Annotated in this window: 24 protein-coding genes and 1 tRNA gene; 12 read left to right on the top strand and 13 right to left on the bottom strand. The window is 64.0% G+C overall.

Annotation, left to right across the window (positions count from 1 at the left end):
- Positions 1-19: 19 nt before the first annotated feature.
- Complete coding sequence (locus tag ABIB24_RS13810; RefSeq protein WP_025338152.1) at positions 20-610, bottom strand: cysteine hydrolase family protein; 591 nt, start codon at positions 608-610, stop codon at positions 20-22.
- A gap of 180 nt (positions 611-790) precedes the next feature.
- On the opposite strand from ABIB24_RS13810, the gene prmB reads away from it, so the two are divergent.
- Positions 791-1,699: a 50S ribosomal protein L3 N(5)-glutamine methyltransferase gene (prmB, locus tag ABIB24_RS13815; RefSeq protein ID WP_015269350.1), complete on the top strand. Its 909-nt coding sequence runs from the start codon at positions 791-793 to the stop codon at positions 1,697-1,699.
- Positions 1,700-1,852: 153 nt separating this feature from the next.
- Here the strand turns inward: prmB and ABIB24_RS13820 are convergent, their stop codons facing one another.
- Both ABIB24_RS13820 and ABIB24_RS13825 read right to left on the bottom strand, forming a co-directional pair.
- The gene (locus ABIB24_RS13820; protein WP_354316655.1) at positions 1,853-2,635 is read right to left on the bottom strand and encodes a hypothetical protein; all 783 of its coding nucleotides are present in this window, start codon (positions 2,633-2,635) and stop codon (positions 1,853-1,855) included.
- 214 nt (positions 2,636-2,849) lie between these two features.
- Entirely contained in the window at positions 2,850-3,812 is a 963-nt protein-coding gene (locus tag ABIB24_RS13825; protein WP_084785076.1) for an alpha/beta hydrolase, read from the bottom strand.
- A 236-nt stretch (positions 3,813-4,048) separates the two neighbouring features.
- On the opposite strand from ABIB24_RS13825, the gene aroC reads away from it, so the two are divergent.
- From aroC to ABIB24_RS13840, 3 genes are all read left to right on the top strand, one after another.
- Positions 4,049-5,140: a chorismate synthase gene (gene aroC, locus ABIB24_RS13830; protein WP_025338155.1), complete on the top strand. Its 1,092-nt coding sequence runs from the start codon at positions 4,049-4,051 to the stop codon at positions 5,138-5,140.
- Positions 5,141-5,272: 132 nt separating this feature from the next.
- Positions 5,273-6,427: an MFS transporter gene (locus ABIB24_RS13835; protein ID WP_354316656.1), complete on the top strand. Its 1,155-nt coding sequence runs from the start codon at positions 5,273-5,275 to the stop codon at positions 6,425-6,427.
- Entirely contained in the window at positions 6,427-6,963 is a 537-nt protein-coding gene (locus ABIB24_RS13840) for an oxidase (protein WP_354316657.1), read from the top strand. The genes ABIB24_RS13835 and ABIB24_RS13840 overlap by 1 nt, the downstream gene beginning before the upstream one ends.
- A 124-nt stretch (positions 6,964-7,087) precedes the next feature.
- Here ABIB24_RS13840 and ABIB24_RS13845 read toward each other — a convergent pair whose 3' ends face one another.
- The gene (locus tag ABIB24_RS13845; RefSeq protein WP_025338158.1) at positions 7,088-7,360 is read right to left on the bottom strand and encodes a DUF3509 domain-containing protein; all 273 of its coding nucleotides are present in this window, start codon (positions 7,358-7,360) and stop codon (positions 7,088-7,090) included.
- Between the two features lie 266 nt (positions 7,361-7,626).
- On the opposite strand from ABIB24_RS13845, the gene ABIB24_RS13850 reads away from it, so the two are divergent.
- Together ABIB24_RS13850 and ABIB24_RS13855 are read left to right on the top strand one after the other, a co-directional pair.
- Positions 7,627-8,151 (top strand): ankyrin repeat domain-containing protein, encoded by a 525-nt coding sequence (locus tag ABIB24_RS13850; protein WP_137163248.1) that lies wholly within the window; start codon positions 7,627-7,629, stop codon positions 8,149-8,151.
- Between the two features lie 60 nt (positions 8,152-8,211).
- On the top strand, positions 8,212-8,742 hold the full coding sequence (locus ABIB24_RS13855) for a hypothetical protein (RefSeq protein WP_013971513.1): 531 nt from the start codon (positions 8,212-8,214) through the stop codon (positions 8,740-8,742).
- 62 nt (positions 8,743-8,804) lie between these two features.
- Here ABIB24_RS13855 and ABIB24_RS13860 read toward each other — a convergent pair whose 3' ends face one another.
- On the bottom strand, positions 8,805-9,743 hold the full coding sequence (locus ABIB24_RS13860; protein ID WP_085590062.1) for a ZIP family metal transporter: 939 nt from the start codon (positions 9,741-9,743) through the stop codon (positions 8,805-8,807).
- Positions 9,744-9,867: 124 nt separating this feature from the next.
- On the opposite strand from ABIB24_RS13860, the gene ABIB24_RS13865 reads away from it, so the two are divergent.
- From ABIB24_RS13865 to ABIB24_RS13880, 4 genes are all read left to right on the top strand, one after another.
- Positions 9,868-10,059, top strand: a complete 192-nt coding sequence (locus tag ABIB24_RS13865) for a PLDc N-terminal domain-containing protein (RefSeq protein ID WP_012271091.1) — start codon at positions 9,868-9,870, stop codon at positions 10,057-10,059.
- Positions 10,060-10,299: 240 nt separating this feature from the next.
- On the top strand, positions 10,300-12,375 hold the full coding sequence (locus ABIB24_RS13870) for an LTA synthase family protein (protein WP_354316659.1): 2,076 nt from the start codon (positions 10,300-10,302) through the stop codon (positions 12,373-12,375).
- Positions 12,376-12,582: 207 nt separating this feature from the next.
- Positions 12,583-12,819 carry a hypothetical protein gene (locus tag ABIB24_RS13875; RefSeq protein ID WP_025338164.1) on the top strand — a complete coding sequence of 79 codons (237 nt, stop codon included), beginning with the start codon at positions 12,583-12,585 and terminating at the stop codon, positions 12,817-12,819.
- Between the two features lie 176 nt (positions 12,820-12,995).
- Positions 12,996-13,328 carry a ribonuclease E inhibitor RraB gene (locus tag ABIB24_RS13880; RefSeq protein ID WP_003260395.1) on the top strand — a complete coding sequence of 111 codons (333 nt, stop codon included), beginning with the start codon at positions 12,996-12,998 and terminating at the stop codon, positions 13,326-13,328.
- Positions 13,329-13,453: 125 nt separating this feature from the next.
- On the opposite strand, the gene ABIB24_RS13885 is transcribed toward ABIB24_RS13880, so the two are convergent.
- Together ABIB24_RS13885 and ABIB24_RS13890 are read right to left on the bottom strand one after the other, a co-directional pair.
- Positions 13,454-14,254 (bottom strand): c-type cytochrome, encoded by an 801-nt coding sequence (locus ABIB24_RS13885; protein ID WP_137163250.1) that lies wholly within the window; start codon positions 14,252-14,254, stop codon positions 13,454-13,456.
- Positions 14,255-14,320: 66 nt separating this feature from the next.
- Positions 14,321-14,563: a hypothetical protein gene (locus ABIB24_RS13890; protein WP_128637193.1), complete on the bottom strand. Its 243-nt coding sequence runs from the start codon at positions 14,561-14,563 to the stop codon at positions 14,321-14,323.
- A 219-nt stretch (positions 14,564-14,782) separates the two neighbouring features.
- Here ABIB24_RS13890 and ABIB24_RS13895 point away from each other — a divergent pair, with 219 nt between their 5' ends.
- The gene (locus ABIB24_RS13895; RefSeq protein ID WP_354316660.1) at positions 14,783-15,514 is read left to right on the top strand and encodes an amidotransferase; all 732 of its coding nucleotides are present in this window, start codon (positions 14,783-14,785) and stop codon (positions 15,512-15,514) included.
- 131 nt (positions 15,515-15,645) lie between these two features.
- Here the strand turns inward: ABIB24_RS13895 and ABIB24_RS13900 are convergent, their stop codons facing one another.
- The 3 genes from ABIB24_RS13900 to ABIB24_RS13910 form a co-directional block, all read right to left on the bottom strand.
- Complete coding sequence (locus ABIB24_RS13900; protein ID WP_015269363.1) at positions 15,646-16,617, bottom strand: magnesium and cobalt transport protein CorA; 972 nt, start codon at positions 16,615-16,617, stop codon at positions 15,646-15,648.
- Between the two features lie 64 nt (positions 16,618-16,681).
- Positions 16,682-17,401 carry a lysophospholipid acyltransferase family protein gene (locus ABIB24_RS13905; protein WP_137163252.1) on the bottom strand — a complete coding sequence of 240 codons (720 nt, stop codon included), beginning with the start codon at positions 17,399-17,401 and terminating at the stop codon, positions 16,682-16,684.
- Positions 17,402-17,582: 181 nt separating this feature from the next.
- On the bottom strand, positions 17,583-18,272 hold the full coding sequence (locus tag ABIB24_RS13910) for a crotonase/enoyl-CoA hydratase family protein (RefSeq protein ID WP_274120082.1): 690 nt from the start codon (positions 18,270-18,272) through the stop codon (positions 17,583-17,585).
- A gap of 198 nt (positions 18,273-18,470) precedes the next feature.
- Here ABIB24_RS13910 and ABIB24_RS13915 point away from each other — a divergent pair.
- Positions 18,471-18,560: transfer RNA gene (locus ABIB24_RS13915), tRNA-Ser, on the top strand.
- 169 nt (positions 18,561-18,729) lie between these two features.
- On the opposite strand, the gene ABIB24_RS13920 is transcribed toward ABIB24_RS13915, so the two are convergent.
- From ABIB24_RS13920 to ABIB24_RS13930, 3 genes are all read right to left on the bottom strand, one after another.
- The gene (locus tag ABIB24_RS13920; protein WP_274120083.1) at positions 18,730-20,862 is read right to left on the bottom strand and encodes a TonB-dependent siderophore receptor; all 2,133 of its coding nucleotides are present in this window, start codon (positions 20,860-20,862) and stop codon (positions 18,730-18,732) included.
- A 202-nt stretch (positions 20,863-21,064) separates the two neighbouring features.
- Positions 21,065-21,445, bottom strand: a complete 381-nt coding sequence (locus ABIB24_RS13925; RefSeq protein WP_354316662.1) for a hypothetical protein — start codon at positions 21,443-21,445, stop codon at positions 21,065-21,067.
- Between the two features lie 120 nt (positions 21,446-21,565).
- Positions 21,566-22,753 carry an MFS transporter gene (locus ABIB24_RS13930; protein ID WP_354316663.1) on the bottom strand — a complete coding sequence of 396 codons (1,188 nt, stop codon included), beginning with the start codon at positions 22,751-22,753 and terminating at the stop codon, positions 21,566-21,568.
- Positions 22,754-22,921 lie beyond the last annotated feature (168 nt).

Below are 22,921 nucleotides of genomic sequence, written 5' to 3' on the forward strand. Positions count from 1 at the left end.
GGGCGGTTGTACCAGCCGATCAGATCAGGCTGGCGGTGGGGGCCACGCAGGCGAAGTTGTCGGCCATCACGGCCATTTCGCACTGGTGGATCTGCGCGGCCGGGATCACCCCATCCTTGAATGCCAGGTCGCGGGTCGCCGAAGCGTCTTCCACCAAGGTGCAGCGGTAACCATAGTCCTTGGCGCGGCGTACCGTGGTGCTGACGCTGGAGTGGCTCATGAAGCCGCAGACGATCAGGTCCAGATGGCCCAGCGCCTGCAGGGTCTCATGCAGTTGGGTGTTCTTGAATGCATTGGGCATGCGTTTTTCGATGACGATTTCGCCTTCCAGCGGCTCCAGCCCCGGAATGAACTGGCCGGCCGGCCCCTGTGGGTCGAAGCGGCCACCGACAGTGCCCAGGTGGCGAACGTGGATGATCGGACGGCCGCTCTTGCGCGCGGCGTCGAGCAACCTGGCGATGTTGGCCACGGCCTCGTCCATGCCCGACAGCGCCAGGGGCCCGCTGAGGTACTCCTTTTGCGCATCGATGATGATCAGGCTGGCGTGGCTCAGCTTGGCCGGCGGGTAGTCGCGGCCAGTGAGGCGAAACATCGTGGTTGGAACGGACATCAAGGGCTCCTTGGATAGGGCTTTTGTATACCTATTCTCCCCTGCCTTGGCGCCAATGGGAATGGTTGACAACGCAAGCGGCATGGTTACTGGCTTGTGGCTAGCCATTGGGTAAGGCAAAGGAACAAATGTGCGGGTGGGGCTGTTAGACTTTTGTCCGGTCTGAATTAGGAGTACCCCGTGATCACATCCCGCCTGCGCACGCTGCGCGACTACATCCGCTGGGCGGTCAGCCGCTTCCACGAGCACGACCTGTTCTTCGGCCACGGTGCCGACAACGCCTGGGACGAGGCCCGCCTGCTGGTACTGGGGGCGGTGCACCTGCCGTGGGAGGTGGCCGACAGCTACCTGGACTGCATGCTCGAGGACGACGAGCGGGTACGCCTGCAGCACCTGCTGAAGCGCCGTATCGAAGAACGCGTGCCGGCCGCCTACCTGCTGGGCGAGGCCTGGTTCTGCGGCATGTCGTTCATCGTCGACGAGCGCGTGCTGGTGCCGCGTTCGCCGATTGGCGAGCTGATCGAGAAACGCTTCGAGCCGTGGCTGGCGAGCGAGCCGGCGCGCATTCTCGACCTGTGCACCGGTTCTGGCTGCATCGGCATCGTTGCCGCCGACGTGTTCCCCGAGGCTGAGGTAGTGCTGGCCGACCTGTCGTTCGAAGCGCTCGAAGTGGCCAACCAGAACATCGAACGCCACGGCCTGGACGGGCGCGTGTATACCGTGCAGGGCGACGGTTTTGGCGGTTTGCCGGGGCAGCGTTTCGACCTGATCCTGTCCAACCCGCCGTATGTCGATGCAGAGGACTTCGACGACATGCCGGCCGAGTATCACCACGAGCCCGAGTTGGGCCTGGCCTGCGGCAACGATGGCCTGGACCTGGTGCGGCGCATGCTGGCCGAAGCAGCGGACCACCTGACCGACAAGGGCTTGCTGATTGTCGAGGTGGGCAACAGCCAGGTGCATGTCGAGGCGCTGTACCCCGAAGTGGACTTTGCCTGGCTGGAGTTCGAGCGCGGCGGGCATGGGGTGTTCATGCTGACTGCCGAGCAGTGCCGCCAGCATCAGGAACTGTTCAAGGCCCGGGTCTGATTCATTGGGGCTGCGTTGCAGCCCATCGCGACACAAGGCCGCTCCTACAGGGATACGCGTCATCCCTGTGCTACGCGATTTCCTGTAGGAGCGGCCTTGTGTCGCGATGGGCCGCAAAGCGGCCCCAATTCCTAACGGCTAGGCGACGCGGTGTCAGCGCGTGGCAATCCAGATCAGCAACCCCGCCTGGAACACCGCAAACGCCACCAGGCAGGTGATGGTAAAGCGCAACCCACTATCTTCACGCTGGTACTTGGCAACCCGTTCATCCCGCTCACGCAGTTGCCCTTCCTTCTCCTGCAACTGCTGGTCAGCCTGTTGCAGCAGGCCGGCAGCATCCAGTATCCCCACTCGCTGCAAGCGCTCGCTGTTCCACGCGCCCTTGAGCTGGCCCACCGTCATTTCCACGGTACGGCCCTTCAGATGCTGGCTGTCCTCGTACTCCACCTCGATACCCATGCCGCGCAGGCAGTGGTCACGACGCAGGCGCGAGTCTTCGTTCAGCGCATCCTTGCTCGGCAGCGCCATGCCCTCGATCTGGTAGTGCGACCACTTGCGCTGCAGCCACTGCGCGGCCTGGGCCAGCAAGAAGCGGCCGATGCCACGGTTCAGTGGCTCCAGTTGCAGGCCATGTTCATTGCCGATGCGCACCCGGCGCGCGGTGTGGTCGACGCGAATGTCCAGGCGGTTCTGTTCCTTGTGCACCTTCTGCCCGGGCAGCTGGATTTCCATGCGCAACAGGCTGTGGGCATTGTCGTGGCGTTCGGCATAACCGAACTGCACAAAGCGCAGCGGCCGTGCGCCGGTGTTGCGGTCGGTGGGCAGGGCGGCCAGGCGCAACAGCTGGAAATGTTCGGCGGCCAGCTCGGCCCAGGGGAGGGCGGTGCTTTCCTCGGGCTCTTCGGCCGGCTCTACGGCGGCGGGGGCGGTTGTCATCAGGGCTTGTCCTCAAGTGCGTGCCGGCTGCAAGAGGGGGCACTGCGTGCCCCTTTCGCGACGCAAGGCCGCTCCTACAGAGGATCGCGCATCGCAGAGACGACGCGTAACGCTGTAGGAGCGGCCTTGTGTCGCGAAGGGCCGCGCAGCGGCCCCAATTTTCGCCGTTATCCACCCTATCGGCAGAAGCGCCCAGGACCTGAGCCTATTTCCCTTACGCCGAAGGCAAATGCTGGATAAACGTCACAATCTGCTCGCCCAGCTCCCTTGCCAGCGGCAGTTCAGGGTTGAGGTAGCTGTCGCGCTGCTGGCTCATCGCCTTGGGGCTGATGCGCAGCATGTGGTTCATGCCATCGATCAGCACCAGTTGGGCATCCGGCTTGGCAGCCTTCAGCCGTTCGGCGTCGACCACGCCCACCTGCACGTCGTTGCGCCCCTGCACGATCAGCGCGGGCATGGGCAGGCGGGCAAAGGCCGCCGCCGGGTTCTGCTGGAACAGCGAAATCAGGTAGGGCTGCACGCTGGGGCGGAACACCTGGCGCAGCGGCGCCGGCACCTCCAGGCTGGTCTGCCCGGCCTGCAGGCGGTCGAGCAGGGCGCTGCCACCGGCCAGTTGTGCCGGCGGCAGGCGCTGGGCCAGCTGTTCGCGCAGCACCTCGGCCAGCGGCCGGCCGCTGCCGGCCAGGGTAATCACCGCGCTGGCGCCGGCCTGCTCGGCGGCCAGGCTGGCGATCAGCGCGCCTTCGCTGTGCCCGATCAGGATCAACGGGCCAAAGCGCGGGTCGGCCTTGAGCTTGTGGCTCCAGGCGACCACGTCGGCCACGTAGCGCTCCACGCTCAGGTCACGCTCGTCGGGCGTGGCCGGCTGGCTGGCGGCCACCCCGCGCTTGTCGTAGCGCACGCTGGCGATGTGCTCGTTGGCCAGCAGCAGGGCCAGGCGCTTGAGGTTGTCGACCCGGCCTGACGCCGGGTTGTTGCCGTCACGGTCGGTGGGGCCGGAGCCGGCGATGATCAGCACCACCGGTGGCGGGGTGGGCTGTTGCGGCAGCAGCAGGCTGCCGTGCAGCACGCCCTGGCCGGTGTCGAGGTCGATCGGGCGTTGCAGCACGGTGGGGGCGGCGGCCTGGGCCAGGCCGGTGCACAGCAGGAAGAAGAGGGCGACGAGGCGCGACATCATGCGGTACTACATGGGGAGATGAGGGTTTGACCCAGTGTTTGCGGGAAGGTTCGAAGGGGAGGTTGCCTGTACTGGCCTCTTCGCGGGTAAACCCGCTCCCACAGGTACAGCACGATTTTCGCATCTTGTGACCACCCTGTGGGAGCGGGTTTACCCGCGAAGAGGCCAGCACAGGCGATCAATCCATCTGTATACTGCCGCTTTCGTTCACTTCAGGCAGATCTCGCGGAGCGTCCATGTCCGGCAATACCTACGGCAAGCTGTTCACTGTCACCACCGCTGGCGAGAGCCATGGCCCGGCGTTGGTCGCCATTGTCGATGGATGCCCACCGGGCCTGGAAATTTCCCTCGCCGACCTGCAGCACGACCTCGACCGGCGCAAGCCCGGCACCAGCCGGCACACCACCCAGCGCCAGGAAGCCGACGAGGTGGAGATCCTCTCCGGCGTGTTCGAAGGCCGCACCACCGGCTGCTCGATCGGCCTGCTGATCCGCAACACCGACCAGAAGTCCAAGGACTACTCGGCGATCAAGGACCTGTTCCGCCCGGCCCACGCCGACTACACCTACCACCACAAGTACGGCATCCGCGACTACCGCGGCGGTGGCCGCAGCTCGGCCCGCGAAACCGCCATGCGCGTGGCCGCCGGTGCCATCGCCAAGAAATACCTGGCCACCCAGGGCATTACCGTGCGCGGCTACATGAGCCAGTTGGGCCCGATCGAAATCCCGTTCAAGACCTGGGAGTCGGTGGAGCAGAATGCTTTCTTCAGCCCAGACCCGAGCAAAGTGCCGGAGCTGGAGGCCTACATGGACCAGCTGCGCCGTGACCAGGACTCGGTGGGTGCCAAGATCACCGTGGTCGCCGAAGGCGTCATGCCGGGCCTGGGCGAGCCTATCTTCGACCGCCTCGACGCCGAACTGGCCCACGCGCTGATGAGCATCAACGCGGTCAAGGGCGTGGAAATTGGCGCCGGCTTCGCCAGCGTGGCCCAGCGCGGCACCGAGCACCGTGACGAACTGACCCCGGAAGGCTTCCTCAGCAACAATGCTGGCGGCATCCTCGGCGGTATTTCCTCGGGCCAGCCGATCGTTGCCCACCTGGCGCTGAAGCCGACCTCCAGCATCACCACCCCGGGCCGCTCCATCGACATCGACGGCAACCCGGTGGACGTCATCACCAAAGGCCGCCACGACCCGTGCGTGGGCATCCGCGCCACGCCGATCGCCGAGGCGATGATGGCCATCGCGCTGATGGACCACCTGCTGCGCCACCGCGCGCAGAATGCCGATGTGAAGGTGAATACCCCGGTGCTGGGCCAGCTCTGATTCGCCAGTACCGGCCTCTTCGCGGGTAAACCCGCTCCCACAGGTACCTCACTGCCCTCAGGCCCAGTGATATTCCTGTGGGAGCGGGTTTACCCGCGAAGAGGCCGGCACAGGTCCCCACAAGGCCACCCCATGCAACCAATCCCCTACTGGCGCCTGTCCAGCTTCTATCTGTTCTACTTCGCCCTGCTCGGTTCCACCGCCCCGTTCCTGGCGCTGTACTTCGACCACCTGGGCTTCTCTCCAGCACGCATCGGCGAGCTGGTGGCCATCCCCATGCTCATGCGCTGCATCGCCCCCAACCTGTGGGGCTGGCTGGGTGACCGCACCGGCCAGCGCCTGCTGATCGTGCGCCTGGGCGCATTGTCTACGCTGGCCACCTTCGCTCTTATCTTCCTTGGCAAAAGCTACGCCTGGCTGGCGCTGGTCATGGCCCTGCACGCGTTCTTCTGGCATGCGGTGCTGCCGCAGTTCGAGGTCATCACCCTGGCCCACCTGCACGGGCAAACCGCGCGCTACAGCCAGGTGCGCCTGTGGGGCTCGATCGGCTTCATCCTCACCGTGGTTGGCCTGGGCCGGCTGTTCGAGTGGCTGAGCCTGGATATCTACCCGGTGGCGCTGGTCACGATCATGGCCGGCATCGTCGCCGCCAGCCTGTGGGTACCCAATGCCCAGCCGGTGGAGCAGGGCGAGCGCAGCGGCGCGGGCGGCTTCCTGCAGCAGCTGCGCGCGCCCGGGGTGATCGCGTTCTACGCCTGCGTGGCACTGATGCAACTCAGCCACGGGCCGTACTACACCTTCCTCACCCTGCACCTGGAACACCTGGGCTATGCCCGGGGTGCCATTGGCTTGCTGTGGGCACTGGGGGTGGTGGCCGAAGTACTGGTGTTCATGGCCATGAGCCGCATCTTCGCGCGCTTTTCGGTGCAGCAGGTGCTGTTGGCCAGCTTCGTGCTGGCGGCGCTGCGCTGGCTGTTGCTGGGCAACCTGGCCGGCGAGCCGGCGGTGCTGGTGTTCGCCCAGGTGCTGCATGCTGCCACCTTCGGCTGCTTCCATGCCGCCAGCATCGCTTTCGTCCAGGCAAGCTTCGGCGCCCGCCAGCAGGGCCAGGGCCAGGCGCTGTATGCGGCGCTGTCGGGCACTGGCGGTGCGCTCGGGGCGTTGTATTCGGGTTACAGCTGGAAAGTGCTGGGGCCCACCTTCACCTTTGGTATGGCCAGTGCCGCAGCCTTGGCTGCAGCCGTTATCATTGCCCTTTGTTCGCAACCGACCAGGACCCGCCCCTGATGAGCATTCTCAGCGTTTTCCACCCCTCCAGCCCGGAACTGCCGAACAAGGTGCTGACCCACCACGACGACATCGCCGCCACCCTGGCCGAGCAGGGCGTGCGCTTTACCCAGGCCGAGCATGGCCTGCGGGTGCGCCCGGGTACGGCCCAGGACGAGGTGCTGGAAGCCTGCCGCGATCACCTGGACCAGTTGATGACAGCGCATGGCAGCAAAGCCTTCGTGGTGCTCAACCGTGACGGCGAGGCCCCGGCGCAGGTGGACGTGCGCGATGAGCATGTGCATGACGCCGACGAGGTGTTTGCCGTGATCAGCGGGCGGGCGCAGGTTGGCCTGCGGTTGGGGGATTGGGTGTATTCGGTGCTGTGCGAGAAGGGTGACCAGCTGGTGGTGCAAGCGGGGACCCGGCGCTGGGTCGAGCTGGGCGATGCGCCGTTTTGCCTGGCGTTGCGGTTGTATGGCAGCGAGCAGGGGATGCAGCCGAGGTTTACCGGGGATGTGACTGCGCGGGCGTTTCTGGGCATTGATGAGTTGTAAGGCTTTGCCGGCCTCTTCGCAGCACAAGGCTGCTCCTACAAGTAAAACGCGAAGCCTGAGGCCGGCGCGGGCTTTGTAGGAGCAGCCTTGTGCTGCGAAGAGGCCAGTTAAACCAACACAAAACTCAGCGATAAGTCGGCAAGGCAAACCGCTGCTGGCTCTGCAGCATCGAAATCACCGGCAGTTCACTGGCCTGTTCGGCCAGATCCCGGCGAATCGCACTGATCGCCCACGAAAGCTGTTCGGCACTGTGCAATTGCGTATAGGTCAGTACCCGGCGGGTGACCTTGCCATCAGCAGCGCGCAGGGTCAGCAGCACACCGCCGTCGGGTCGGGCCTGGGTATTCACCTGGTAGGCCGAAAATACCGAAACGAACTTTTCCTGGATGAGGTCCATATCAACTCCTGGCTGTTGCGTGGCAGACGTGAGTTGATTATTGCAGTGACCGTGCCAGGAAATTTTTTCTGAAAAATCCCTTTAAAATCAGTTGCTTACGCATTTTTTTTTCGAAGCGCTGTCGTGCAAGCTGCACGGTCGTGCATTTTGCACAGTGCATATTGCACGACCCGTGGCCAGCTATCGCCCCGATAGAATCTGAACCTTTGACCCGGCAGCCTTGCCTGACAAAGACTTGGGCAACGATTTCTGCCAGGAGGTTCCAAATGTCCACCCAACCCACGCCTGCCACCATGACCGACGACGAAACCGCCGCCTTCGCCGAGCAGGTGTTCGAACGTGCTCGCCAAGGCGATGCCGAGATGCTCGGGCGCCTGCTTGCCAGTGGCCTGCCGGCCAACCTGCGCAACCACAAGGGTGACACCCTGCTGATGCTGGCCAGCTACCACGGCCACCACGGCGCAGTGCGCGTGCTGCTGGCGCATGGCGCCGACCCGCTGATTGCCAACGATAACGGCCAGCTACCCATCGCCGGTGCCGCGTTCAAGGGCGACCTGGCCATGATCCGCCTGTTGCTGGAGCACGGCGTACCGGTGGATGCCGCCGCGCAGGATGGCCGCACCGCGCTGATGCTGGCGGCCATGTTCAACCGCGGCGAAATCCTCGACTACCTGCTGGCCCAGGGGGCCGACCCGGCCCGTCAGGATGCCCGTGGTACCACCGCGCTGATGGCAGCGCAAACCATGGGGGCCGTGGACGCCGCAGCGCGCCTGCAAGTGCTGGCCGGCTAACCGCAAGGGGGCATTTGCGGCTATCCTTGGCGACTTTTCACCCGTCGCAGGCCCCCTTTCATGAAAACTCAGTTGCTCGAATTCATCAGCCTCATTGGCGCTGGCTGCATGCGCGAGGAAGACATCGAGCGCATCGCCGACGAGGCCGCCCAGGCCTACGCCGACCCCGCCGCCTTCCTGGCCGCCAACCCCGACATCAACTACGACGACAGCTTCCCCATCCCGCTGGGCGAATGGGTGGTGCTGGGCAGCCTGCCGGACACCGTGGTGTTCCAGGCCGACAGCTACCAGGACCTGTTCCAGCAGATCAGCGATTCGTTCGACCAGAGCGTGCCGTTCACCCTCAAGCCCAAGCAACTGGCCCGCACCGAGCCGCTGACCGCACTCAACCGCATCCAGGTGCAGATGGGCGCGCTGAACAAAGAGGCCGGTGGTTATGTGCTGCTCAACTTCAGCCAGTTGCTGGATGACGAGCTGCAGATGGTGATGGTGGGGCAGAACGACCTGGCGCGGGTGCTGGAGCTGGGGGCAGAGGTGGGGATCAAGGTCGAGCCGGCCCTGGAGGCCCTGAAGGTCGCCGTGCACGTCTGATTTCCGCGTTTGCTTCTTCGCGGGCATGCCCGCGAAGAGGCCGGTTCAGGCAACCTGAATAGTCAGCCCAGTGCGGTATCCAGGAACATCATCACCGCAAACCCACCCATCAACCCCAGGGTCGCCGCTGTCTGGTGCCCATTGCGGTGGGTTTCGGGAATCACCTCGTGGCTAACCACAAAGATCATCGCCCCCGCCGCCAGCCCCATGCTCACCGGGTAGGCCAGGGCAAAGCCGGTTGAAATCCCCAGGCCGATCACCGCTCCCAGCGGCTCCATCAGCCCCGACCCGATCGCCACCAACGCAGCCTTCAGGTTCGACAACCCGGTAGCGCGCAAGGCCAGCGCCACGGCCAGCCCCTCGGGGATGTCCTGGATGGCAATGGCGCTGGTCAGCGGCAGGCCGATGTTCATGTCGCCATTGGCAAAGCTCACGCCAATGGCCATGCCCTCAGGCAGGTTGTGCAGGGTAATCGCCAGCACGAACAACCAAACCCGGCTGATGCGCTCGGCCTCCGGGCCGCACGGGCCGGTGCTTTCGTGTTCATGCGGGGTGAAGCGGTCCAGGCCCAGCATCAGCAGCACGCCCAGGCCCATGCCCAGCACCACGGTAAAGGCCGCGGCCGGGCCGTTGCCGGTAATTTCGCGGGCGGCATCCAGGCCCGGTAGAATCAGCGAAAACGAACTGGCCGCCAGCATCATGCCGGCGGCAAAACCCAGCATCACATCCTGGGTGCGCGCCCTGACATCGCGCAGCACCACCGCCAGCACCGCGCCCAGCGCCGTGGCGCCAAAGCCGGACAACCCGCCCAGTGCGGCCAGATGCAGGTTTTCGGCGTGGTCGCCGTTCACTGCGTTCCACAGGCTTGCCCCCAGCAGTACCAGTACCACCAGCAGGCTCAGGGCCAGGCCGGCGCCTATCCATGGGTTGTCGTGCATCTGTTGGCGCCAGGCGCTGACGGGCGAGGGCAGGGCAACGGGGTGGGTATGAGCGGGGGGCATGGCAACCTCGAAATCAATGGATACAGCAGTTTAAGCAGTGACCCGCGCAAACGGCCAAGGATTCCCTTCTATCGACGTGATAGCTGGCTATGCTGTGGCAAAGCCTCTGGACAGGAGTTTAGGCATGGGGTCGACGTTCAACAGCCTGGTCGGGCTGATCATCCTGGCGCTGGATATCTGGGCCATCCTCAATGTGATCAAGAGTGGCAGCGAAGTGGGCATCAAGGTGTTGTGGATCCTGCTGATCGCCTTGCTGCCGGTGGTGGGCCTGGTGATCTGGGCGATTGCCGGGCCGCGGGGGAATGTGCGGATCTGAATGGCTGTGCTGGCCTCTTCGCGGGCACGCCCGCTCCCACAGGGATATCACCGGCACCGAGGGCAGTGATCCCCTGTGGGAGCGGGCGTGCCCGCGAAGAGGCCGTAACAGACAAAAGCGGCAACACCCCCGTGACAAAATTTTCACATTGGTTTAAACAGAATCCGCACCCGCACAATGCTGCGTTGGTATACACCTGCGCCATCTCCGCAAACCCGCAATCCTAGGACCTTCCCATTCATGGCTAACCCGGACGCCTTGAAGCAACGGGGCGCGCGAGCGTCGTTCTCGCCCACCCTGAAATCCCACCTGGCCTACACGCTGCTCAGCGGTCTGGTGATCATGCTGATGCTCAGCCTCGTGCGCCTGGCGCTGCTGGTCTACAACAGCGACATGATCGGCGATACCCCCAATGCGACCGTCGCCGAAGGCTTCCTCAACGGCTTGCGCTTCGACCTGCGGGTGGTGGTGTACATCAGCATTCCGCTGCTGCTGGCCATCCTTAGTCCCTGGGCCATGGCCCGGCGTGGCCTGTTCCGTTTCTGGCTGACCATCACCTCGAGCGTGGTGATGTTCCTCGGCCTGATGGAGATGGACTTCTATCGCGAGTTCCACCAGCGCCTCAACGGCCTGGTGTTCCAGTACATCAAGGAAGACCCGAAGACCGTGCTGAGCATGCTCTGGTACGGCTTCCCGGTGGTGCGCTACCTGCTGGCCTGGCTGTTCGGCACCTGGCTGCTGAGCCTGCTGTTCAAGGGCATCGACCGCATGACCCGGGGCAATGGCGCCGGCGAGGTCACCCTGCAGCGCCGCGCGGCGCCGTGGTACAACCGCCTGGCGGTGTTCATGGTGATCCTGCTGGTGGCCGTGGTCGCCGCCCGTGGCACACTGCGCCAGGGCCCGCCGATGCGCTGGGGTGATGCCTTCACCACCGATTCCAACTTCGTCAACCAGCTGGGCCTGAACGGCACCCTGACCCTGATCGATGCTGCCAAGAGCCGCTTCGGCGAAGACCGCGCCAACATCTGGAAACCGGTGCTGGAGCAGGACGTGGCCACGCAGAGCGTGCGCGAGCAGCTGCTGACCGCCAACGACACCCTGGTTGATGCCGACGAGGCTGCCATCCGCCGCGACTTCGTGCCGCCGGCCGAGCGCACCCTGCCGATCAAGAACGTGGTGGTGATCCTGATGGAAAGCTTCGCCGGCCACTCGGTGGGCGCGCTGGGCAGCCCCAACAACATCACCCCGTACTTCGACAAGCTGGCCAAAGAGGGCCTGCTGTTCGACCGCTTCTTCTCCAACGGCACCCATACCCACCAGGGCATGTTTGCCACCATGGCCTGCTTCCCCAACCTGCCAGGCTTCGAATACCTGATGCAGACCCCGGAAGGCGGCCACAAGCTGTCCGGCCTGCCAGCGTTGCTCAGCGCCCGCGATTACGACGACGTCTACGTCTACAACGGCGACTTTGCCTGGGACAACCAGTCCGGGTTCTTCGGCAACCAGGGCATGACCACCTTCATTGGCCGTAACGACTTCGTCAACCCGGTGTTCTCCGACCCGACCTGGGGCGTGTCCGACCAGGACATGTTCGACCGCGGCGCCGAAGAGCTGGCCAAGCACGATGGCAAGAAGCCGATCTACGCGCTGCTGCAGACCCTGTCCAACCACACCCCGTACGCGCTGCCCAAGGACTTGCCGGTAGAGCCGGTAACCGGCCAGGGCCGCCTGGACGAGCACCTGACCGCCATGCGCTATTCGGACTGGGCGCTGGGGCAGTTCTTCGAGAAGGCGCGCAAGGAGCCGTACTTCAAGGAAACCCTGTTCGTCATTGTTGGCGACCATGGCTTTGGCAACCACCAGCAGGTCACCGAGCTGGATCTGGGCCGCTTCAACGTGCCGCTGCTGCTGATTGCCCCGGGCATCCAGGAGAAGTTCGGTGCGGTCAACCACACCGTGGGCACCCAGGTCGACATCGTGCCGACCATCATGGGCCGCCTGGGTGGCCAGGCCCGTCACCAGTGCTGGGGCCGCGACCTGCTCAACCTGCCTGAGGGCGACCAGGGCGTGGGCATGATCAAGCCATCGGGCAGCGAGCAGATCGTCGGCCTGGTGCAGGGCGACCGCATCCTGATCGAGTCCAAGGACATGACCCCGCGCATGTACCGCTACCAGCTGGGCAGCGAGTTCAAGGCCGAGCTGATCGAAAGCCCGGACCAGCCGGAAATGCTGAAGAAGCTGGAAGCGTATATCCAGACCGCGACCAAGAGCTTGCTGGATAACACTGCCGGTGTAGTGCACGGCTCGCCGAAGTAGATCGGGGCCGTTTCACGGCCCATTCGCGGGCACGCCCGCTCCCACAGGTACAGCACAGGTTTCGGACCTTGTGGTGGCCCTGTGGGAGCGGGCGTGCCCGCGAATGGGCCCAACACAAATCCCTCAGACTGAACATTCTCCCCACCTCAAGGTCACTTGTTTCAGGCATCACACACCCGGTGTTCGTTGACTTAGAGGGTTCGTTCAATGAAAGAGTGGGAAGTCATCTTTGCCGACCAGAAGGGCGTGCTCACCACCCTGACGCTGCACGGCGACCAGTGCCCCAGCGAGGAGGACGCCGCGCGGGCCATCCGTTCGCACCTGTTCCCGGTGATGGACGAGCTGGACCTCAACGACTTCCAGGACCGCACTGTTTCACCCACCGCACGCTGGCTCAAGGAACAGAGTGGCGTGACCATCACCAGCATCCACGAAACGCCCTGAACCACACGTTTGCGTGGTGCCCTGGCAGGCACTACGCTGCAAGAAGGTGCCGGCCTATTCTGCGGGTCGGCACCGCATCCCTTCGCGTCTTGCATCAGCTCGAACTGCCCGGCCGCTGCCGGCAGGTGCGTAGTGCACGGAAAGTCTATCCATCGCATTATTCAGGAGGACGTTTCATGAGCAGCCAGAACGACGATATCAGCAGCAACGTCCTGCGCCAGATGAAGGCAGGCGGTTTCGACTTCACCCAGATCCACCCCATCGAGTTCTACGCCATATTCCCCGACGAAGCAGGGGCCCGCCGCGCGGCCGGGCAGTTTCGCGGTGAATCGCTGAATGCCCAGGTGAAGGAGCTGGGCGACGGTGCCTGGCATCTGGAGCTGAGCAAGGTCATGTATGCCACCCATGGCGGGATTGGCGACTTCGAAGAGGCCTTCGAGCAGCTGGTGACACCTTATGGCGGTGAGGTGGAAGGGTGGGGGGTCAAGCAGGAGCGGCCCATAGCCTGAGATTTTTGGGAATTTGGGGCCGCTTTGCGGCCCTTTCGCGACACAAGGTCGCTCCTACAGGCGTGCGCGTACCCTTGTAGGAGCGGCCTTGTGTCGCGAAAGGGGCGCAAAGCGCCCCCAGGTTCTCAAGGCCTGCGCCCGGCCATATGCCTCAAATAGGCCAGCAATTCATCCAGCTCCGTTTCACTCAAGACACTTTCTGCAAACCCCGGCATCTTCGCCTGCGGCCACTGCCTCAGGCTCTGTGGGTCACGAATCAGCTGGCGTAGATATTCAGGCCGAAAATACTCGGTCGGGTTATGCGGCACATTCAGGTCCGGCCCCACCTGTGCATCCCCCGCGCCGTTCAGCCGGTGGCACGCCAGGCAGTTCTGCTGGAACAAGGCAAAGCCCCGGCGCACAGGGCTGTCGGCCGACAGCTTCGGGTCGGGCAGCAGCGCCGGAAAACGCGCCTCGACAGAAGCCAGCTTGCGAATCGTGGAAATCTGGAACGGCCACTGCTCCGGGCGGATGCCGCTTGCCTGCGGTGCAGTCCACACCAGGTAGAACGGCCCCGCACTTGGCTTGCCCTGGCCCAGTGGTGGCCACGGCCGGCCCGGCTCCTCCACCGCCAGCCAGGCCTGTGCCGGCCCGTGCTGCAACAGTGGCGCCGCCGGCATTTCGGCGGCAAAACCGTCCAGCGCCACCGCCTGCAGGTGGTCGCTGGCGTTCACGCCATCCAGCAGCGCGGCCAGCGGCACCGCCCGATAATGCATGGGCTGCTTGTAGGAAACGTCCTGGTCGATGCTGATGTCCCGGGCCTGCGGGTGGTCGAGCAGTTCGGCACTGCTCCACTGGCGCGTCGTAGCGCCCAGTTCAAGGTGCAGTTGCGCCGCCGACAGCGGCAGGCTCAGGAGCAACACTAACAGTGCAAGGCAGTGGCGCATGGGTAATCTCCGACCATCAAGGCCAGCAGGTTACCTGTGCGTTGCCTGTCGGCGCCACAGCGGCAGTCAGCCGAACAAACGTGTGAGGTTCGGCAGGATCAGCAGCAAAGTCGTGGCGAAGAGAATGAGCCCAGCTTGGCGAATTTTTGATTGTCTGAACATGGCGGACCGCCTTCTTGTTGTTATTCCTGAATACCCGTTGGCTTCCCTGTCGCGCTTCGGGTCGATCGCAGTGGCGTTGCGTGACGCCTGAACTGCCTGCCTCTTGAAAGTGGATATACAACCAACAGTAGGGTGTGCGTCATCCATGTTTGAGAACCCTTTGTTCTAATACTGTAGTTCGTTGATTTCGTCTGGCTATGAGGCCAAGTGCCAGCCGGCTGGCATGCTCTGGCTAGACGGTGGCGCAAGTGCCAGCAGGGCACCGACGAAATGTGACCGTTCGTCAGTGCGGCCTACTTGCTTGTACGTGCCTTTCGCGTCAGTCTCTACAGCAGATTCCCACCCATGTCGTTCAGGACTACCCCTATGTCGTTACGCATCAGCATCCTTGAAACCGATGTCCTGCGACCGGAGTTGACCGCGCAGTACCAGGGCTACGGCAGGATGTTCGAGCAGCTCTTCTCGCGTCAGCCGATCGCCGCCGAGTTTCGTGTGTACAACGTGATGAATGGCGATTACCCCGCCGACAACGAAGTGTTCGATGCCTACCTGGTGACGGGCAGCAAGGCCGACTCGTTTGGTATCGACCCGTGGATCCAGACCCTCAAGGCCTACCTGCTGAAGCTGTACGAGCGTGGCGAGAAGCTGCTGGGTGTGTGTTTCGGCCACCAGTTGCTGGCGTTGACCCTGGGTGGCAAGGCCGAGCGTGCCGAGCAGGGCTGGGGCGTGGGTATCCACCGCTATTCGCTGGCGGCCCATGCACCGTGGATGGACCCGGAGGTGTCGGAGCTGACCTTGCTGATCAGCCACCAGGACCAGGTGACCGAGCTGCCGGAAGGCGCCACGGTGATCGCCTCCAGCGATTTCTGCCCGAACGCTGCGTACCACATTCGTGACCAGGTGCTGTGCTTCCAGGGGCACCCCGAGTTCGTGCACGACTACTCCCGCGCACTGCTCGATGCGCGCCAGGAGTATCTGGGTGATGAGGTGTACCACAAGGCCGTGGCCAGCCTGGCCACTGAGCACCAGGGCGACCTGGTGGGGGAGTGGATGTTGCGGTTTATCCAGCAACCGGTGAGCAAGCACAGCGCGGCCTGAAGCCGAGCGCTGTTTTTGTAGGAGCAGCCTTGTGCTGCGAAGAGGCCCTCACGACCACATAGCATCTGTTGGTCTTGCCGGCCTTTTCGCAGCACAAGGCTGCTCCTACAGGAAGCGCGCCGGGCCTGGGGTCAAAGCCAGCCAGACTTCTTGAAGCTGGCATACAACGCTGTACAGCCCAGCCCGATCACCCCCAGCACCCCGAAGTACCCATAGTGCCACCCCAACTCTGGCATGTTCTGGAAGTTCATCCCGTAAACCCCGGCAATTGCCGTGGGGAACGCCAGGATCGCTGCCCAGGCTGCAAACTTGCGCTGCACGATGCTCTGCCGTGACGACTCCAGCAGCATGCCGATCTCGATGGTCTGGCTGGCGATGTCGCGGATGCCAGCCAGGTCTTCCATCTGCCGCGTCACATGGATCTGCACATCACGGAAGTACGGGCGCATGTTCTTGTCGATGAACGGGAAGCTCAGGCGCTGCAGTTCCTCGCTCACTTCCACCATCGGTGCCACGTAGCGGCGCAGGCGCAGGATGTCGCGGCGCAGGCTGTGCAAGCGGCGGATATCGTCCTCTTGCAGCGAACCGCCAAGCACGCTCTGCTCCAGCTCTTCGATCTCGCCATGAATGGCCTCGCTGACCGGCTGGTAGTTCTCGGTGACAAAGTCGAGCAGGGCGTACAGCACGAAGTCTTCGCCGTGCTCCAGCAGCAACGGCCTCGCCTCGCAGCGCTGGCGCACCAGGGCATAGGATTTCGAGTGGCCGTTGCGGCAGGTGATGATGTAGCCGTTGCCGGCGAAGATGTGGGTTTCGATGAACTCCAGCTTGCCTTCGTGGCGCACCGGCGAGTAGGTGACGATGAACAGGGCGTCGCCGAAGGTTTCCAGCTTGGGCCGGCTGTGCTTTTCCAGGGCGTCTTCGATGGCCAGTTCGTGCAGGTTGAACTGGCACTGCAGGTTGGCCAGCTCCTCTGCGTTGGGCTCTTCCAGGCCGATCCATACAAAGTGCCCCGGCTTGCGCGCCCACTCGCTGCCTTCATCGATGCTGATGTTGGTGACCTTTCTGCCGGCGCTGTACACCGCCGATGCCACGACTCGACCCATGGTTGTTCGCTTATTCCGGTTGGACACGGGTTACAGCTTGGGCTGTAGTGGGCTCAAGAGCAACCTAGCGCTTGGCCAGTTCCCCTTCCATGCGGTCGATGCATTGCTGCATCTGCCCCCGGCACTGTTCGATCAGCGCCGGCATGTCCTGCAGGGTCATGCCCGCCGTGGCGATCGGTGGCAGCGAGCGCACGATCACCGTGCGCTGGCGCCAGCTGTTCAGGCTCAGGCGCCCGGCATAGCGGCTGACGCATACCGGCACGATCGGCACACCGGCCTCGATGGCCATGTGAAACGCGCCTTTCTTGAAGGCCAGCAGGTGCTCGCCGGGATTGCGCGTGCCTTCGGGGAAAATCCAGATCGAGGTATCGTCCTGCAGCACCCGGGTGGTCTTCTGCATGGCCTTGCGTGCCTGGTAGGCGTTCTTGCGGTCGACCAGCACGTTGCCACCCAGCCAGAACAGCTGGCCGAACAGCGGGATCCAGCCCAGGCTTTTCTTGCCGATGGCGACGGTGCGCTGCGGTACCACCTGGCCTAGCACGAACAGGTCGAAGTTGGACTGGTGGTTGGCGACGATCACGCAGCCTGGCGGCTGATCCCACAGCGGGCCGACTTCGGCCTTGACCCTGATGCGCATCAGCCAGGTGGCCGGCAGGCTGTAGAGGCGGGCGAACACGCGGCTGTTGTCGGGGTTGAAGGGGCGGCACAGGCCGATGACCAGGCCCAGGGTGCCAACCACAAGGAAATGCAGCGCCAGCAGGAACATGCGCAATGAATAAAGCATGGTACGACTCACACCAGACAGTCGCCGGGCAGTGTACGGATGTGCACTGGTTGGGGCAAACCCTGGAGCAAGCCTGTACTGGCCCTTTCGCGGGTGAACCCGCTCCCACAGGTACCTCATTGCTCTTGAGGCCTGCGATATCCCTGTGGGAGCGGGTTCACCCGCGAAGAGGCCGCTACGGTCAACCTGTATAGTGCTGGTCCAGCTCGATCGCCTTGTCCAACGCTTCCAGCAGCCCTTTGCGCACCTTCAGCTTGGTGTTCTTGTGCGCCAGCATGTTCAGCTTCTTCAGCTCCCGCGCTTTCTCCAGTGCCGCATCCTGCAGTTGCTCGGCCGGCACCACCTTGTCGAGGAAGCCTGCGTCCACCGCGCCCTGCGGGTCAAACACCTCGGCATTGATCACCGAGCGGTGGAAGGCCGAGCGGCGCAGGCGGTCGCGGGCCAGTTCGATGCCGACATGGTGCATGGTCATACCGATCTGCACTTCGTTCAGGCACACCTTGTACGGCCCTTCGACGCCAATGCGGTAGTCGACCGACAGCAGCAGGAACGCCCCCTTGGCGATGGCTGTGCCCGGGCAGGCGACGATGACCGGAAACGGGTGCGACAACAGGCGGCGGGCGAGGGTGGAACCGGCGGTGACCAGGCTGACTGCTTCCTTGGGGCCGCTGGTCATCACCTTGAGGTCGTAGCCGCCAGACAGGATGCCCGGCTGCCCGGTGATGATCACCACCGCACGCTCCTGCGTGGCGCGGTCGAGCGCGGCGTTGAAGGCGGCGATGACGTCTGGCGAGATGGCGTTGACCTTGCCGTTGTTCAGGGTCAGGGTAACGATGCCGTCTTCGGCGTGGTAGGTAATCAGCTCGCTCATGGCAGAGTCCTTTTGTTGGCGTGGCGACGACGTTACCCAGCGTCAGGGGCGAGGTAAAGCAGTAAGGCTGACTGGTCGGTCAGCGTTCGCCGGGGCTCAAATGCAAATGCATGAAAAAATTGAAAAAAATGCTTGCCAAAGGGAAAGTCTTTCACTAAATTAGCGCACCTCGACAGGCTGCAAGGCTTGAAGAGAAACGGTGAAGTGTCCGAGTGGTCGAAGGAGCACGCCTGGAAAGTGTGTATACGAGAAATCGTATCAAGGGTTCAAATCCCTTCTTCACCGCCACATTCTACGAAGAGCCCCCGAGCTGAGAAGCCGGGGGCTTTTTGTTTTTGGCGCCTTTGGGGGCCGCTTTGCGGCCCATTCGCAGCACAAGGCTGCTCCTACAGGATGGGGTGCGCCCCTGTAGGAGCAGCCTTGTGCTGCGAATGGGCTGCAAGGCAGCCCCAAAAACCTAGAAGCTGACCGAAGCCGAAAGCCGAGCCGTCCGCGGCGCCCCCTGGAACAGGTAGTTATCCCCCAGGTAATCCCCCACATCGCGCCAATAACGCTTGTCGAACACGTTGTCCACAGTCAGCCGCAGCACCGTGTCATACCCACCAATGCGCGTGCGGTAGCGGCTACCCACATCGAACACCGTATACCCACCAACTTCCACATTCCCCGCCTGGCTCGCATATTTGCTGGCGCTGTAGCGCGCCCCGCCCAGCAGTGCCAAGCCCGGTACCGGCAGGGTGTATTCCGCCTGCAGCGCCGCCCGGAACCTGGGCACGTTGATCGCCTGGTGGCCTTCATAGGCATCGGTGTCGCTGTTCTGCACCCGCGCCCGAATCGCCGCAGCGCTGGCCTGCACCTGCAGGTTCGAGGTCACCCAGCCGCTGGCGCCCAGTTCCAGGCCGGTGTTCTTCTGCTGGCCTTGTTGCACATAGGTGAAAGTGCCGGCGCCGTCCGGGCGCGCGTACTGGTATGCCTGGCGTATCTGGAACAGTGCGGCGCTGAAGCTCAGGCCTTGCCAGTCATGCTTGAGGCCCAGTTCCAGTTGGTGCGAGGTCGTCGGTGCCAGGATTTCGAATTTGTTCTCGGCGAACCACGGTGCGGTGCCGCCTGCCGACAGGCCTTTGGAATAACTGGCATATACCGTGGTATCCGGCTGCGGCTTGTAGATGAGCGCGGCGTTGGGCAGCAACTCGTACTGCCGGGTATGGCGACCGGCAACGCCGTCCTCATTCCAGGTTTTCTCGTCCAGGCGTACTTCACGGGCACCCAGTACGGTCTGCCAGTGCTCGTTGAAGCTGATGCGGTCGCTCACGAACAACCCGTACTGGCGGCTGTCCAGGCGACGTTCGCTAGACCTGATGGGCTTGTCGGATGGGTCAAAGGCCGGTGCACCCGTGTAGATGTTGCCTGTACCTACCCATTCCATATAGCTGGGGCGCTGATCCAGCGTGCGCCGCTGCGCACTGGTGCCCACGGTCAGCTCATGCCCCACGCCCAGCGCATCGAAACGCCCGTTGAGCATGGCCTGCGCCTCGTCGGTACGGCGGGTGTCGTCGGGGCTGCGGAAGTCGTAGATGTCGTAGTCGCCGTTGCTGCCGAAGAACGCGCCTTCGCTCGAACCCCAGGCAAACGAGCTGTAGTCATCGATAACCACCTTGCTGCGCGAGGCGCTCAAGGTCCCGGTCCAGGCTTCGTTGAAACGGTACTCGAAGCGCCCACCCAGGTTCAGCGAATCGTTCTGCACCGGCTTGGCCCAGTGCTGGTAGGCCAGGCGGTCGTCGGGGTCGATGCCATGGGGGACTTCGCTGCCACCGAGCAGCTGGTATCCCGGCACCGAGCGCTGTTCGCGATGCTGGTATTCGGCATCCAGCTGCAGGGTGGCATCCGGGTTGATCTGCCAGTCGAAGGCCAGCGAGGCGAAGTCGCGCTTGCCGTCGGCGTGGTCGACGTAGGAGCGGATGTCTTCATGGGCCAGGTTGGCCCGCAGGCCGAACTGCCGCTCGCTGCCGAACCAGCCGCCCAGGTCGGTGGCCAGGTAGCGTTCGCCTTGTTCGTTGGTCGACACCGTGACGCTGCGCACGTCTTCGGCGCGCTTGGTCACGTAGTTGACCAGGCCGCCCGGCTCCGAAACACCGCTTTGCAGCCCGGACAAACCCTTGAGCAGCTCCACCTGCTGCTTGTTCTCCAGGGCCACGTTCTGCTCGCCGGCGATGGTCTGGCCATTGATGCGGTAGCTGCTGGCGGCATTCAGCTCGAAGCCGCGCACGTTGAAGTTTTCGTAGTAGCCGATGGGGGCGTAGCTTTCGCCCACCGAGGCGTCGCTTTGCAGCACTTCGCTGAGCTGGCGTACCTGGCGGTCTTCCAGCAGTTGCTGGTTGAACACGCTGATCGAGGCCGGGGTGTCGAGCAGGGGCGCGGGCTGGAAGCCGCCTACTGCTGCCTGGCGTGCCTGATAGCCGTCGTTGGTGTAGGTATCGGACACCTGCAGCGGGGCCAGTAGTACGGTGTCTTCGGCAAGCACATGGGGGCAATGCAGGGCCAGGCCCAGGCTGAGCAGGCTCAGGGGCAGGCGGGGGTGACGCGGGGGCATGCGGTGGGGCTCCTGGATGCGCGACACCTGTGCCGGCCTCTTCGCGGGTGAACCCGCTCCCACAGGAAAATCACTATCCTCAGGTGCAGTGATATCCCTGTGGGAGCGGGTTTACCCGCGAAGAGGCCGGCACAGGCCATGAAAAAGGCGGCATCTTACAGCCGCCTTCAACATAAAACGATCCGGGCTCTGCGATATCCAGTCAGCCTTTGCGGGCCGGCCGCCTGTGCTGCCGCCAGTTGTCATCGATCTTCGACCAGGTCTTGCCATCGGTAATGGCCATGAGCTTGCGCCCGTCCTTGAAGGTGGCCAGGAAGGTGGCTTCCTCTTCCTTGCCACCCAGCCACAGCCCGGCCAGCAACCCCACCGGCCCGGCCACCAGGGCCCCGGCCACGCCCCAGCCCAGGGCACTGCCTAGGCTACGGCTGGATTCCAGGCTGGGCAGCCACAGGTCGCTGATGCGTGCCAGGGAAATCCGCTCGCCCGGGGAGGGGCTGCGCGGGGTCTTGAGTGTGAGCGATCCGTTGCGATACTCGCCTTCGCCTTGCAAGAAATCGCCGGATTGCACCGTGAGTCTTGTCATAACGTCGTCCTGTCAGGGAAAGGGCAGTGACCAGCGCCTACTGAGCGCTGCCCGGGCAGGCAAGTCAACGGCCATGCGACGGAGGGTCGTGCGGTGCATTGTCGCCCAGGTCAATGGACTTCAGGCCACCTGCAAAGCGTTCTTGCGCTTGCGCTCGGCCAAACCCCACGCCAGCAACGCCAGCCCGCCAATCACCAACCCGGCCACCACAATCCCCATCCAGCCCTGGCGCTGGAACAACTGCGTGCCCAGCAACGACCCCAAGGCCCCGCCAATGAAGTAGCAGGTGATATACCCGGCATTCAGCCGCGTGCGCGCTTCGGGCCGCAGGGCAATCACCGCGTTCTGGTTGCTCACGTGCACCAGTTGCACTGCCAGGTCGAGCATCAGCACGCCCAGCAGCAAGGCCAGCAACGATTGCTCGGCAAAGCCCAGCGGCACCCACGACAGCAGCAATACCACCAGGCCCACGGTGGTGCCCAGCGAACCCTTGCCACGGTCGGCCAGGCGCCCGGCCCAGTTGGCCGACAGCGCACCCGCTGCACCGGCCAGGCCGAACAGGCCTATCACCGCGTCCGAATAGTGGTATGGGCCTTTCGCCAGCAGGAACGCCAGTGGCGTCCAGAACAGCGCGAACAGGCTGAATGCCAGCAGGCCGAGCAGCGAGCGCAGGCGCAGCACCGGTTCTTCGACGAACAGGCGGAACACCGAGCCGATCAGCGCTGGGTATTTCAGCCCGGCATGGCTGTGGTGTTGCGGCAGGCTGCGGTACAGCGCCACGGCGGTGATGGCCATCAGCACTGCAGCCAGCACGTAGATGCTGCGCCAGCCACCCAGTTCGGCCATGAACCCGGCGGCGGTACGTGCCAGCAGGATGCCCAGCAGCAGGCCGCTCATCAACGTGCCGACCGCGCGCCCGCGCTGGTGTGGCTCGCTGAGGGTCGCGGCCATGGGCACGAGGATTTGCGCCACTACCGAGAACAGCCCGGTCAGCGCCGTGCCAAGGATCAGCCAGGGCAGGCTCGGTGCGCAGGCACTGATGACCAGGCCCAGGGTGGAAATGGCGGTCATCACGGTGATCAGTCGACGCTGCTCGAACAGGTCGCCCAGCGGCGCCAGCAGCAACAGGCCGGCGCCATAGCTCAGTTGCGCGGCAATGACGATGCTGCCGGCACTGGCGGTGCTCAGGCCGAACTGCTGGGCGATGCTGTGCAGCAGTGGTTGCGCATAGTAGTTGCTGGCCACGGCCAGGCCGGTGGCGGTGGCCATCAGCAGGATCAGGGCGCGGCTGAGAGTGGGGGCGTTCATGCAGTTCTCGTGGCGGGCAGGAGTAAAGGGGGGATTATCGGAAAGTGTCGGGCACTACATCAATGCAATTGTGCGGCAGAGCAGAGCGGGGGAGGGGGCTGGAGGTCGGGGGTCGGTTAAGCCTGTGCTGGCCTCTTCGCGGGTAAACCCGCTCCCACAGGTACACCA

The organism is Pseudomonas sp. UYEF17 (genome assembly GCF_040546125.1).
Taxonomy (GTDB): Bacteria; Pseudomonadota; Gammaproteobacteria; order Pseudomonadales; family Pseudomonadaceae; genus Aquipseudomonas; species Aquipseudomonas putida_Z.